Raw genomic sequence first — 14,269 nt, 5'->3', positions numbered from 1 at the left:
GGTCCAGAGAACCTTGAATCGGTCAGATTTCATCCCGGGCCGCTTTCAGTAATTGTGCAAACTTATCTTCGCTGTCACTGTATGTGGAAATTCCATCCTTAAGATCCTTTTGAGCTAGCTGCAGTTGGGACAGAACACCTTCATCTTTAAAAATGACTGAAGACATTCGCTTCTTCTGTTCATCAGTAAATGTAGGCTGCCCATCTTTTCTTTGCAGCGTAACGTTAAATCCAAAGTTCTCTTCAATTAGCTGGACCAAGTCTTTAAGGTCTACGTAAGATTTGCCCTGAAAGCTCTGTTCTAATTGTTCCTTGGAAATGGACATTCTGCTCACCTTCCTTTCGCTCATTATATCATAAACCAATAGCAATCTTATTGTGTTAAGATTACATTTATTAACACTTGAATATTTAATTTTCTAGATCTAAAGGGGGCCAATTTGTATGAGCCAACACTGTTGTGAACTACATGGGATAGTCAATAAAATGAATCGGCATCATTTTCCCTTCGAGGACAACCTGATCCCCAGAAATGGGGTCTTTTTGCTCTTTGAAACGGGGGAATATGGGCATGACGCAGATCGGATTGTTCGAGTTGGTACCCACACAGGCCCTAATCAACTTAGGTCGCGCTTGAAGCAGCATTTTGTTCAGGAGAATAAGGATAGAAGTATATTTCGCAAGAACATAGGTAGGTGTCTGCTGAACCGAGACAAAGATCCATACGCAAGTGTATGGGAACTCGATTTTACAACTCGGGAAGCTAAACTTAATAATGGTCATTTAATAGATCCAGCATATCAGTCGACTATCGAGAGCAGAGTCAGTGATTACATTCAGAAGCATTTCTCATTTTGTATGCTGGCTATAGAAGATAAAACAGAGCGCTTATCCTTGGAATCCAGGCTCATATCTACGCTATCATTATGTGATGAGTGCGCTCATTCTGTTCAATGGCTTGGGATGTCATCACCCCATGAAAAAATAAGAAGAAGTGGACTTTGGCAAGTGAACGAGTTGTATAAAGAACCATTGAATAACCAAGATTTTGACAGAATCGAGGGGCTCGCTGTTGAATCGAGATAAATCGCTTTGTATTATTCCCTGCGGTGCCGCGAAGATTTGGGATAAACAGCCTTCAATTGGACCTGTAGAAGCGCAGAACGTTTATACTGGTGTTTTTGCGGTGGCCTGTCAAAGGTATGCTAAAACCTTCTTCGATCATTGGGTGATTCTGTCTGCAAAATATGGTTTTCTATATCCTGAGGATATCATTCCAGAGGACTATAATGTGTCTTTCATTAAGCCTTCCAGTGAGACTATTCTTATCGCTCAATTGAAAAGGCAGGCTGAAAGCAAGGGATTATTCAAATATAAGGAGATTACGGTGCTGGGCGGCAAGCACTATGCGGATCGAGCTAAGGCTGTATTTAATCAAGGACAGGAGATGTTCTTTCCTCTAAGCGATTGTACGGGGATCGGCTATATGCTGCAAAAGCTGACCCGAGCATTGGAAGGACAGGAGGCGATATCTGGAGATTCACTGGAGTCACCGTCTGGAGTTATTGTACGGCCTATTTTGAAAAAACATAGAGATCAGCCGAAGAATGTTACGGAGAATAACGTTGGGAAATACGTTTCACTCTATCGATATTTACTGAGTGCTGAAGGCAAGCAAGTGATTATGACTATAGGCCAGATCGAAGCGATACTAGGTTTCGCACTGCCTGCATCTGCGAGTAAATATCGCCCGTGGTGGGCTAATACGTTGACGAATACACAAGCTAAATCTTGGCTACAAGCTGGTTGGGAAGTGGATTCAGTCACGCTTGGAGAGAAGACTGTTTTCAGAAAAATAGGTGATGAGGTGTAGCTCTGTTGAAAATAGAAATCGGAGAATCCTTGATGCTCTCATGGCTGAGACATGCAAAGAATTGTCAGCTTGTTCAGTTGAACTGGAAGCCATCGGTGAAGTCGTGGGAGATTCATAACGAAGCTGTCGTCGAAAGTATGATGAAAGATTCAGACCAATATTTTAAACAGAAATACAGCCTTGATTTGTTTAAACAAAACAGTTCATTCTCCCAACTGCTCCAACAGGCTGAGATTGATGCTTTGGGTATGGAAGTTGGAGGGCCAAATGGTGTTGAGAATATATACGGAATAGATGTAGCTTTTCATGAGTATGGCTTGAATTACGGCTCCAAGGAAGAAACCATTTCCAGAGTACTGAAGAAAATGATTCGCACTGCTATGGAAATTCATGGGTATTTCAATTTGAATGCTGGAAATATTATATTTGCTGCTCCAAAAATATATGGTGCAATACGTGAACCGCTGCAACTCTACGTAGACGAACTCCAGGAGCTGTTCCATGCAAAAGGTTTAGATTTTCGTTTTGAGCTTCTGTGCAATGAAGACTTCAAGGAGAAAATCTTCAATGTGGTTACAGCCTTATCCAATTCTGTGTCTGATACTTCAGAGCTGTTTATGCGAAGCATACAAATGTACAATCTTTTTGCAGAGGATAAGCAGAGTATAGGGCAGTCGATAAGCACAGTTAAGATTAAGAAATTGCCAGCCGATTTTAAAGGATCTGAGGAAATAAAGATTGGTGCTTTGGTTAGATCCAGTTTTGAACGCTTGATTGCGAATGATGTATTAACTGTGCAAGAGATTGAGCGGTTGCAGCGACTGGACTACTCGAAGAAAACATTTAATATCACTTATCCTGTATTGAAGAAGGTCGACACTACCCTATCCTTGACCGAACAGCGGAATATAAACGGACGACCAAGATTCTACGCTGATCCGTATTTGATTTATGGTTATGATTATCTATTATGTAATCATTGGGTGGAGAACCTCAGCAGAAGTTATTTCGATGCCTGGCTTAGACGTATTGATGAGATCATTTAAGCGGGACTCAACTTGAGTCCTTATTTTTTTATACTCTCCTTGTATTTAGACATGTTAATATAGAGGTAGGAAATTTTACCTATGTATTATTTTTCATTTTAAGATTAATTCTCCAAAGGTGAAGGGATGACGAACAGCAAGGAATCACTGTCGGATAAAGGGTTATTTAGTCGGGATGTGGATCAAGTCCATAGAACTAAATTAAAACTGGATTGTCGTATTGAACAGCGTGAACCAACTCCGATAGTTAGCTAGGATACATAACAACGGTTGATAAGAATTCATAATATTCATCCAGATAAAATCAGAAGGAAGGACTGAGCAAATGGCAAAGAAAAATTTATCTGAGGAAGATATCAAAGCCAGATATATCACACCAGCAATCACTAATGCAGGATGGGAATTAAAAAAACAAATTCGTCTGGAATATGCATTTACCGCTGGTAGAATTATACTTCGTGGTAATATTACAACCAGAGGCAAGAGAAAAAGAGCAGATTATGTTCTGTTCTATAAGAACAACTTCCCTCTAGCGGTCATTGAAGCAAAAGATAATAATCATTCAGTCGGTGCAGGTTTGCAGCAAGCCATTGTCTATGCAAAAGCACTCGACATCTATTATGTATATGCTTCCAATGGGGATGGATTTGTTGAGCAAAATTTAATTACAGGTGAAGTAAGTGAACTAAGCCTTGAGGAGTTCCCCTCGCCAGAGGACTTATATAGAAGATACCTAAAGGGTAAGAATGTAACCGATGCAGAAGAAAAGGTGCTTCTTGAACCTTATTATTATGTGCCTAATTATAAGACCCCTAGATATTATCAGCGTGTAGCTATTAATCGAACTGTGGATGCAGTAGCAAAGGGACAAGATCGTTTATTATTGGTATGTGCCACTGGAACGGGTAAAACCTTTATGGCATTTCAAATCATATACAGACTCTGGAAGGCTGGCTTAAAAAAGAAAATATTATTTTTAGCGGACAGAAATGTATTGGTTGACCAAACGATATCAGGTGATTTCAAGCCATTTGGCGGTAAGATGACAAAGGTTGAGAACAGAACCCTAGACAGTTCCTATGAGATTTATCTTGCTCTGTATCAGCAGCTTTCAGGTGATGACGGAGAAGAAGCCTATCTGCAATTTCAACCGAACTTCTTCGATCTGATTGTTATTGATGAGTGTCATCGAGGCAGTGCGAAAGAAGATTCTGCATGGAGAAAAATCCTGGACTACTTTTCATCAGCCACTCATGTAGGATGTACTGCTACACCTATTGAAACGAAGGAAACCTCAAGCCAAGCTTACTTTGGTGAGCCTATTTACGAGTATTCTTTAAAGCAAGGGATTGATGATGGCTATTTAGCCCCATATAAAGTGATAAGAATTGGCCTTGATAAAGACCTTGAAGGGTATCGACCAGAGATTGGGAAAGTCGATAAACATGGCTATGAAATTGAGGATAGAGAATATAATATCAAGGATTATGACAGAACCTTGGTTATTGATGACAGGACGAGGGTGATTGCAGCAAAGATTACTGAGTTTTTAAAGAAGACAGACAGATTTAGCAAAACGATTGTTTTCTGTGTGGATATTGAACATGCAGAGCGAATGAGACAAGCTCTAATTAATGCAAACAAGGATTTGTATGCTGCAAATGATAAATATATTATGCGTATAACAGGGGATAATGACGAAGGGAAAGCACAACTGGAATATTTCATTGACGAAGAAAGTACATACCCTGTTATTGCAGTTACCAGCAAATTAATGACCACTGGTGTGGATGCGAAAATGTGTAAATTGATTGTGCTGGACAACAATTTTGGTGATAATGGAATGACCGAGTTCAAACAAATAATCGGAAGAGGAACGAGGCTTCTCGAAGAATACGGAAAGACCTATTTCACGATTATGGATTTTCGTAATGCCAGCAGATTATTTGCTGATCCCGCATTTGATGGAAAGCCAGAAGTAGTGTTAGATATTAATGGTGATGAGCCAGTAATCGAGCCAATTGCAGATAGTCCTGATGAAACAGCGCATGTCACTGATATTATGGGTGTTAGGGAGACACAAGGGGATTACATTACCGACGGTTTTAATGATAATGACAAACCTAAAAAGTATTATATTGGTGATGTTGTCGTAAAGGTCCTTTCAGAAAGGGTTCAATATCTGGATAAGGATGGTAAGCTTATTACCGAGAGTCTTATAGATTATACTAAGAAAAATATCCTGCAACAGTACGCAAGGCTAGATGATTTTATTAGAAGATGGACAGAAGCTCAAAAAAAACAAGCCATCATTGACGAATTAAAGGATGAAGGCGTATTACTGGATGCGGTAAGAGAAGAATTAGGTAAAACTGAACTGGATGATTTCGATTTAATCTGTCATTTAGCCTATGATAAACCACCTCTAACCAAAGCTGAAAGAGCAAACAACGTAAAGAAACGTCATTATCTTTATAAGTATTCTGAATTGGCACAGCAAGTATTAGAGACATTGCTTGATAAGTATGCCGATGAAGGCATCAAAGAAATTGAAGAAACCAAAGTGCTCCAACTTAAGGAATTTTCCAAATTCGGGAGTCCTATGAAAATAGTCAGGGCTTTCGGTGGAAAAGAGGCTTACCAGAAGGCGGTTCAGGAATTAGAGAATGAGATTTATTACGCATAACACCATAAACCAACACGACGAGGCAGGTAAACAAGAATGGCAGTAACAAATTTTGTTAAAAGAATTCAAGACGTTATGAGAAATGATGCAGGGATTAATGGCGACGCTCAACGAATTGAACAAATCGTCTGGATTCTATTTCTAAAAATTTATGATGCAAAAGAAGAAGCATGGGAACTGTACGATGATAATTACAAATCAATCATTCCCGAGGGCTTAAAGTGGAGAGATTGGGCTGTAGATGAGAAAGATGGTCAAGCACTTACTGGCGATTCTTTATTAACCTTTGTTAACAACACGCTCTTCCCGAACCTTAAAAATCTTGAAATTGATGATGAAACACCTATGAACCAGGTCATTGTGAAATATGCATTTGAAGATGCCAACAACTATCAAAAGGATGGCGTGTTACTGCGGCAAGTTATAAATATCATTGGTGAGATTGATTTTACAGAATACGAAGAACGCCATACCTTTGGTACGATTTACGAATCTTTCTTAAAAGATTTGCAAAGTGCAGGTAACGCAGGGGAGTTCTATACTCCAAGAGCGGTAACCGATTTTATGGTAGAAGTGATTAAGCCGATTCTAGGCGAAAGAATTGGGGACTTTGCTTGTGGTACAGGTGGATTCTTAGTTTCTGCTCTAAATGACCTAGAGAAGCAGGTTGGCAACTCCCTTGAAAACAGGGAGATTTACAATAACTCTGTTTATGGAGTGGAGAAGAAAGCACTACCGCACATTCTATGTGTTACCAACATGCTGCTGCATGATATTGACAACCCAAACATCATTCATGGCAATACATTAGAAACAGATTACAAGGAATACAGGAAGATGGAGCAGTTTGATGTAGTCCTTATGAATCCGCCTTATGGTGGCAATGAAAAGGATAGCGTAAAAGTCAATTTCCCATCAGACCTTAGAAGCTCTGAGACTGCCGACTTATTCATCAACATCATCATGTACAGACTTAAGAAAAACGGAAGATGTGCCATCATTCTTCCAGATGGATTCCTGTTTGGGACGGATAATGCCAAAGTTAATATCAAAAAGAAATTATTCGGGGAGTTCAATCTCCACACTGTTGTGAGGTTGCCGCATAGCGTATTTGCTCCCTATACGTCGATAACAACGAATATTTTGTTCTTCGACAACACGCATCCAACAGAGGAAACTTGGTTTTTTCGCCTGGATATGCCAGAAGGCTATAAGAACTTCTCGAAGACGAAACCGATGAAACTGGAGCATTTTGAGCCAGCCTTAACTTGGTGGAACAAACGAGAAGAAATCCAAATCGGAGGATTCCTAAAAGCAAAGAAATATTCAGTTAGTGAAATAGCGGCCTTAAACTATAACATTGACTTGTGTGGATTTCCCCATGAGGAAGAAGTGATTTTAGAGCCAATGGATTTGATTCATCAGTATCAAGAAAAAAGAGCCTCACTCAATGCTGAGATCGATCATGTGCTAGAGCAGATTACTTCTATGCTTGGAGGTAATTAGGATGAATGCACAGAGTTTGAGAAACAGCATCCTTCAGCTGGCATTTCAAGGTAAACTGGTTGAACAGAGAAGGGAAGAGGGAACTACTGAAGAGCTTTATCAGCAGATTCAAGAGGAAAAAGTAAGGCTTATTAAGGAAGGTAAGATAAAAAAAGAAAAACCATTGAATAAAGTTACTGAAGATGAAATTCCATTTGATATTCCAGAGAGCTGGAAGTGGGTGCGGTTTGGAGAAGTAATTGATGTTAGAGATGGCACTCATGATACACCAAGGTATGTAAATGAAGGTATTCCGTTAGTAACTAGTAAGAATTTAATTAATGGTAAAATCGATTTTGATACTGCTAAATTAATATCCATTGAAGATGCTGATAAGATTAATAAACGCTCTCTTGTAGAAGATAGCGATATATTATTTGCAATGATTGGTTCAATAGGAAATCCTGTTTTGGTAAAAAAGGATCGAGAATTTTCAATAAAAAATATGGCTCTTTTTAAAGCAATCAACATCACCTTATTTTTCATGGAATACTTATTGTGGTACTTGCAGCTAGAACAGGGTTTAATGAAGAAGAAAGCTTCAGGCGGTGTTCAATCTTTTGTATCTCTATCCTTTTTAAGGAACTATATAGTACCCCTACCTCCACTCGAAGAACAAAAGCGAATCGTTGCCAAGATTGAAGCATTAATGCCTTATGTTGAAAAATACGGTGAAGCCCACTCTAAACTTGAGTTGTTTAATAAGAAGTTTCCAGAGGATATTCAGAAATCCATATTGCAATATGCTATCCAAGGAAAACTGGTTGAACAACGAGTTGAAGAGGGTAATGCCGAAGAACTGTATCAGCAGATTCAAGAAGAAAAAGCAAAGCTTATTAAGGAAGGCAAGATTAATAAGGAAAAGCTCCTGCCAGCAATAACAGAGGATGAGATACCTTTCGAAATTCCCGAGAGTTGGAAGTGGGTGAGATTACAAGAAATTGGAGAATTGAGCCGAGGAAAATCAAAACACAGACCTAGGAACGATGTTAAGATATTTGAAAACGGTACATTCCCTATGATACAAACTGGAGATGTTGCTAGAGCCGATGAATTTATTACTCAGTATACTACTATGTATAACGAATTAGGTGTTGCACAGAGTAGGGTATGGCAAAAAGGAACAGTTTGTTTGACGATTGCAGCTAATATTGGCGATGTTGCAATTTTGGGATTTGATGCATGTTTTCCTGATAGTGTTGTAGGGTTTAATGCATATCACCCTATTGATACAAATATGTATTTCTTATATGCGTTAATGTGTTATAAAGATATACTTGATAAAATGTCACGTTCAACGGCGCAAAAAAATATTAATATTGATATTCTTTCAAAGGTAGCATTCCCATTACCGCCACTTGCTGAACAGAAAAGGATAGTTGGAAAAATTAAAGAAATGATGCCATATTGTAAGCAAGTTAATAAATAGTTTGCTGGATTTCGATTTTCCAAAGCTCCAGTGGTGACTTAATAAACAGATGCCAATCATTAGGCCTCTGTTTATTTCTTTAGGACTTCAATACACATCAGATTTATAAGGATTTTCAACATAACTTTTATATCCTTGATTGCATCGAATGTATTCTTATTACAAGAAAGAACTTCATAAAATACATCGAATCTTTGAAGTCCTTTTTTAAAGGATGGAATACAGAATTCCACTAAATGTTTACTTTAAGTCTGTTTCCGCTAATGTTTTATTTAATTGAATTTATTGAGTTCTATCACTGTACCCATATAAGGTTTATCTTCATTCAGTATTAATTTACACTAAGAGTTAATCAGTTGCTCAGAGCCGAAAGTTTACACATTTAAGAATAAAACTGGAGGTACATGGAAGTGGATAAACGGGATTATTTAGTTAAAACTTTATCGCGAACTAAGAGAAAGGATTATGAAAACTACATTATCAATGCGATTTGGCATAAGCTTGATAATATGGAGTTGAAACCTGTAAGTCAACAATATGTAAAGCGTAAAGATGGCGGTTATGCACTAATGGATCTCTACTTTTCACAACTCCAGGTAGCGATAGAAGTGGATGAATCTTATCACAAAAATAATCAAGAGGCAGACAAATTACGTATGGATGACATAATTGCAGCAGTTAATGAAAATGAAAATGAAAATACTGATTTTATCTGCTTAAGAATCGATGCATCGCAGCCAATAGAAGCGATTAATAAACGAATTATTGAAGTCGTTTCAATTATTAAAAACAAAGCGTCAAGGATACAATTAAAGTGGTTGACATATGAAGAAGAACTGAGCCAAATCAAACAGCAAGAGTACTTATCTATTTATGATAATGTGTCGTTTAAACAAATAACAGATATAGCCAACAATGTTTTTGATAAAGGTTATATAGGGTTTCAAAGAAGTGGTTTCCGAGTGTCCGATACACTTTGGGTTTGGTGTCCAAAGCTATCTGTTATTGTTGATGAAGATGCTAAGTCCGCTGCAAGAGGATGGTTAAATTTTTTATCTGATGATTGGACTTATATTGATGAGTCACATGAAAATCAAACTGAAGACGAAAGAATGGCTCTCATTAAAGATGACTTCAGGTTAAATAAGGAAAGGGCAGTTTTTGCAAATTATAGAGATAGTTTAGGAATAAAACGTTACAGATTTGCCGGGATATTCAAAAGTTCAGGCTTGTCACCTGATAACAAAAATTATATAAGATATAGCCGTATTGACGATAAAACTAAAGTCTTTAGGGCAGGGGGCATTACGTGAAGAACATGGCATAAATAAACCAAATGATTAAATCGATAGTAATTTAAAGTTCGCTCTTTATAATTCAAGGTTAAGGACGTTTTGCATTAGTTCATCTACGTATTCAATTTTCATGGGGTACCATCCCCGCAACCCACGAAGAGTACGAATCTCAACCTTCAACTCATCGTTTGCGGTATGCGACACAATCACGCCATCCTTAGACTGTAGCAATTCTTTGGTCGCTTCTTGCGGGTCCTGAATAGCACGGATCAGTGCGACTTCATCCACAAACTTGGTGTTACCTTCGGTATGTGATGCAAGGATTTGCAGCTTAACGTATTGATCGGGATAAATCTTACGAACTTCTTCCCATTGCATGGCTGACACCTCCAGTTCCGTTTGTCCTTTTATTGTATCAGATTATTGGACATAAAAAAGCTCTCCAGAACGATGCAACATTGTTCATGGAGAGCCTTTTTGCGTAAGCACCTTGGAGATACGAAGCCCAGCCTTCGTTCATGATCTTAGTCTCCATCTGCGGCCAGAAATAGAGCATTTCGTCACGCAGCATCGTCATAATGTCGCGCTGCAAGTCCTCCAGCACGGTCGAATACTGCTGGATGAACCAGACAATATCCTTCTCCGGCTCAGGCGGGAAGGCCCGTTTCCCTGCGGTTTCCGCTGCCTGTGGCTCTGCTGCAGCCGGATCCAGATTCCATAGCTCGCTGTAAGGACTTGGCGCATCGTTACCACCGGCTGGGGCATTCTTGCGTTCCTTCATCTTGGCTTCCAGCAGATGGGTCTTGCCCAGCTTGCGCGGCTGGATCAGGCTGGGGTCGATATGCTCCTGTATCGCCAGCACGGAGTCGATGAAGCTCTCCACGGCATCCGTTCCGTAGGTCACCGAGTAGCCGGCAATCCGGTCGGCTGTGGCTGACATGCTCTCGACCATATCCCGGTTGGACATAGAGAAACGCATGTTGTTCTTGAAGAAATCGCAATGCGCCAGCACATGCGCGACGATCAGCTTGTTCTGGATCAGCGAGTTTCCGTCCAGCAGGAAGGCATAACAGGGATTGGAGTTAATGACGAGCTCATAGATTTTGCTAAGTCCGAAATCGTATTGCGATTTCATTTTGTGAAACGTTTTTCCGAAGCTCCAATGTCCAAATCGGGTAGGCATTCCATAAGCACCGAACGTGTAAATAATATCGGCAGGACATATTTCATAACGCATCGGGTAAAAATCGAGGCCGAAGCCGGTAGCAATCTCTGTAATCTCGGCAATCGCCCGTTCCAGCGCTTTAATCTCATCACCGGGCATGCATCCATCTCTCCTTCCAGCTTGTGAACCGTTCTTCTTATGTATATGGGCGGAGTGGAGGGAGTATGATGGTGGGATATTGAACTTGTCTGTACGGCCGAGCAGAAATTAGCTACGGAGCAGGAATCGATTAAATCCATCGTCTTTAAAGATTTACAAATTCCAATGAACACGTTATATAGTTTATAACAACAAATACAATCAGCCGGCGGGATATATTCTTGTCCGGTTGTTTTTATACTTAGAATCGGGCCAGATATGATTTGGGGAAAATTAGGATATAGAAAAAGCCTAGCTCATACGCGATATACGCTAATGGGTAGGCTATTCGGCATACACCCAGTAGTATCCGTTAAACTCAAAACCAGGGAAGTCAGAAACTCCATCAGCTTGTATTTGACGTAACAAGGATTATGGGCAAGTATGTTAATTGCTAATTTGTCTCACTCACAATGTAATATTCATTATTCTGCTTCGGTGTAGAATATTTTAAGTAGAATATTCTGCGAATAATTTCCAAAGTGCTCCCCGAAAATAGTAAGTCCACCTTTGTTTTTAGAATTATCATCAATACTTATCTTCAACTTGATGAAGGGGGAATCTTCGATCTTTAAATTGGCAAGTGAAACCGATGATATTTTTTGACCGTCTATTCCAGTATCTTTCTTGGTGACTCTTAAATGTTTTAAAAGGCCGTACTGGCTTAGTTTGTTATCCCACCAGGTTGGTGTTAATTTTCCGCGCACATCTGAAAAATTTCCTGGAGCAGTCCAGGTGCCTAAAAAAACATCGTTTATATAAAAAGCGATATCACTTGGCCAATTATTGTTGGATTCAGGAAACTCTGAAGAAAGTTCTAAGGATAACTCTAATAATTCTGCAGTGAAATTTTTGTTGAAATCATTCGGAATAATATATTCAACAAAGCCCTCCGCAAACCAAAGTAATGAAGCATCGATCCGGTCATTGGATACGAATGCCCGTTGATCATCTAACTTTCCGATTACTTTAGTTTGGCTAGCTAATCCACATGTAGGGGTGACTGAAAAATTAGAATAGTATCCAAGCTTGATTTCATTAGTAATTACATTAAAAGGAAGATGAAGTTTTTTTGGTAAGTTGATGGCAATATGATCAACAGCAAGAATAAAATTCTTCTTTCTGCTATCGGTAACCTCTAAGTTTTCCTGGAGCTTGATTATCTTGGCGTCCTCTAGTAACCGGATATGGCGTGAAACGATAGCTTTGCTTAATTTTAGTTTTTTGGCGAGCTCACTGACATTAAGAGGCGTATGTAACAATAATTTGAGAATTGAAGCTCTTGTGTCAGATGCCAGTGCTTTCAAAACAGAAATACCATTCTCATCGAGTTCTAAGAACATATGTACCTCCTCACTCGGATTTACTACCTCATAAATCTAGCTTCTAGCGGCTGTTGAACATTATAACTCACATCTCGTACCCCGCCAATACTTTCCGTATCAGCTTACCGGTTAAGTGTATAACATATTGTTAACTTTTTTGTTTACAATAAATGATCTAGTTAAGCGGTGATTTTTTTTTGTATACCACAAAGTTGAAAATCAGGAATAACGTTGAGACAAGCTTGAAAGAGCGTTTTCATCATGATAGTATTTGCTTGCTTGGACAAGTGAAACAAAGAAAAATAAGTTATTTTGAGGAGGGTTTACTATGAAACACACGAAAAAGTTAACTATTATTGTTGCGGGACTATTAGTAGTTTCACTTCTTTCAGGGTGTGGGAAAACCAGTGATTCAGCTAGTAATGGTGGAAAAAAAAGTGGCGGAAAAGAAGAACTTCGCATCAGTTGGTGGGGAGGGGATTCGCGCAATAAAGCTGTGCAAGAAGCTATAAGTAAATTTGAAGAAGAAAATCCTAATATTAAAGTTAAGGCAGAATTCGCCGGATATGCTGGTTATCAAGAAAAAATGACTACCCAATTGTCTGGAGGGACTGCTCCTGATGTTATTCGTTTAGATTCCATGTGGGTTGATCAATATGAAAATCAATTATCAGATTTGAAAGAGTTGGGTGAAGAACTGGGTCTTTCTAATTTTTCACAAAATGTGCTCGCGCCCTTAGAAAAAGACGGTAAACTGTTAGGGCTCCCCCTTTCAACTGTCTATAGACCGTTACTATATAACAAAACGGTGACTGATAAATATGGAATTGAAGCACCCCAATCTTGGGATGATCTTTTTGCAATGAGAGATAAGTTGCCAGAGGATCATTATCCGATGGCGAATTTGGTAGGGTCAAAATATGCGTCCCCGATCGTATTTTTCTCAATTTTCGCACAGCAAACTGGACTTCCGCTTTCTGATGATAATGGAAATTTAAATTATAAAGAATCTGATTTTGAGAACATGCTATCTTTCTATCGCGAATTGGTAGAGAAAAGAATTATGCCATCCAAAAAAGAAGTGGATAACTCAGGGTCAATAGAAGGTGCGACAGCAACAGAAATAATGGAAGGGAAGTGGGTTAGCTTATTTGAGTTTACATCGAATACGAATACCATTCAAAATCAACTAAAAGAACAAGGCTTTGATTTAGAGGTAGCTGGCTTTCTTTCAATGAAGGATGAAAAATCTACTGGTGTCTGGACGAAGCCTGCCATGGTATATTCCATTCCTGAAAAAACAAAACACAAAGAAAGTGCTGCGAAGCTAATTAACTTTTTAATGAATAGTGAAGAAGCAAATAAAATTCAAATGCTTGAAAATGGTGTTCCCGACAGCAAAGCGGGAAAAGAGGTGCTTGAAAAAAACAATCTGATTACTCCGCTAACAGCTGAAATCACAAAATTAGGCGATGAAAAAAATGATAGCAAGCTTTCTACTATGTTCAAATGGGATACAGCAAAGTTGAATGATGTGTCACTGGATGTAATCACTAAGCTGGATTATGGTGAGGTCGATACGAAAGAAGCTGCAAAGGAACTGTATGCGGCTTACAAGGAACAAGAACAAAGCTTTAAAAAGTAAACATAAATGCACAACAATCATTTACCGCCCAAAATTTTATGCATAAGTTTATTCCAGTTTTGG

The 14,269-nt window shown here is 39.0% G+C and carries 11 protein-coding genes and 1 pseudogene; 8 read left to right on the top strand and 4 right to left on the bottom strand.

Going from position 1 to position 14,269, the window contains the following annotated elements:
* Positions 1–22: 22 nt before the first annotated feature.
* A complete protein-coding gene (locus NYE29_RS00190) occupies positions 23–325 on the bottom strand; it encodes a hypothetical protein (RefSeq protein WP_340893737.1) in 303 nt (100 codons plus the stop codon).
* A 118-nt stretch (positions 326–443) separates the two neighbouring features.
* Between NYE29_RS00190 and NYE29_RS00185 the strand changes: the two genes are divergently transcribed.
* The 7 genes from NYE29_RS00185 (at position 444) to NYE29_RS00155 (ending at position 9,891) form a co-directional block, all read left to right on the top strand.
* A complete protein-coding gene (locus tag NYE29_RS00185) occupies positions 444–1,085 on the top strand; it encodes a hypothetical protein (protein WP_340893735.1) in 642 nt (213 codons plus the stop codon).
* On the top strand, positions 1,072–1,872 hold the full coding sequence (locus NYE29_RS00180; RefSeq protein ID WP_340893733.1) for a DUF7662 domain-containing protein: 801 nt from the start codon (positions 1,072–1,074) through the stop codon (positions 1,870–1,872). Before NYE29_RS00185 ends, NYE29_RS00180 begins: the two co-directional genes overlap by 14 nt.
* 5 nt (positions 1,873–1,877) lie before the next feature.
* Positions 1,878–2,918 carry a hypothetical protein gene (locus NYE29_RS00175; protein WP_340893732.1) on the top strand — a complete coding sequence of 347 codons (1,041 nt, stop codon included), beginning with the start codon at positions 1,878–1,880 and terminating at the stop codon, positions 2,916–2,918.
* 325 nt (positions 2,919–3,243) lie between these two features.
* Positions 3,244–5,604, top strand: a complete 2,361-nt coding sequence (gene hsdR / locus NYE29_RS00170) for an EcoAI/FtnUII family type I restriction enzme subunit R (protein WP_340893730.1) — start codon at positions 3,244–3,246, stop codon at positions 5,602–5,604.
* 36 nt (positions 5,605–5,640) lie between these two features.
* Positions 5,641–7,110 carry a class I SAM-dependent DNA methyltransferase gene (locus tag NYE29_RS00165; RefSeq protein ID WP_340893729.1) on the top strand — a complete coding sequence of 490 codons (1,470 nt, stop codon included), beginning with the start codon at positions 5,641–5,643 and terminating at the stop codon, positions 7,108–7,110.
* A gap of 1 nt (position 7,111) precedes the next feature.
* Positions 7,112–8,578, top strand: coding sequence for a restriction endonuclease subunit S (locus NYE29_RS00160; protein WP_340893727.1), 1,467 nt, complete (start codon positions 7,112–7,114; stop codon positions 8,576–8,578).
* A 410-nt stretch (positions 8,579–8,988) separates the two neighbouring features.
* A complete protein-coding gene (locus NYE29_RS00155; RefSeq protein WP_340893726.1) occupies positions 8,989–9,891 on the top strand; it encodes an AbaSI family restriction endonuclease in 903 nt (300 codons plus the stop codon).
* 57 nt (positions 9,892–9,948) lie between these two features.
* Here the strand turns inward: NYE29_RS00155 and NYE29_RS00150 are convergent, their stop codons facing one another.
* The 3 genes and pseudogenes from NYE29_RS00150 to NYE29_RS00140 form a co-directional block, all read right to left on the bottom strand.
* Positions 9,949–10,251, bottom strand: a complete 303-nt coding sequence (locus tag NYE29_RS00150) for a hypothetical protein (protein WP_340893724.1) — start codon at positions 10,249–10,251, stop codon at positions 9,949–9,951.
* A gap of 85 nt (positions 10,252–10,336) precedes the next feature.
* Positions 10,337–11,197: pseudogene (locus tag NYE29_RS00145) on the bottom strand (SpoVR family protein); the annotation flags it as partial.
* 464 nt (positions 11,198–11,661) lie between these two features.
* Positions 11,662–12,579 (bottom strand): ArsR/SmtB family transcription factor, encoded by a 918-nt coding sequence (locus NYE29_RS00140; protein ID WP_340893720.1) that lies wholly within the window; start codon positions 12,577–12,579, stop codon positions 11,662–11,664.
* Positions 12,580–12,889: 310 nt separating this feature from the next.
* On the opposite strand from NYE29_RS00140, the gene NYE29_RS00135 reads away from it, so the two are divergent.
* Positions 12,890–14,206, top strand: a complete 1,317-nt coding sequence (locus NYE29_RS00135) for an ABC transporter substrate-binding protein (protein WP_340893717.1) — start codon at positions 12,890–12,892, stop codon at positions 14,204–14,206.
* Positions 14,207–14,269: the final 63 nt, after the last annotated feature.

Origin of the sequence: Paenibacillus sp. FSL M7-1046 (assembly GCF_038007405.1) — a bacterium.
In the GTDB taxonomy this organism is placed as follows: Bacteria; Bacillota; Bacilli; order Paenibacillales; family Paenibacillaceae; genus Paenibacillus_AQ.
Note: the sequence above shows the minus strand (reverse complement) of the source record. Positions and strands in the feature narration are given on the sequence as shown.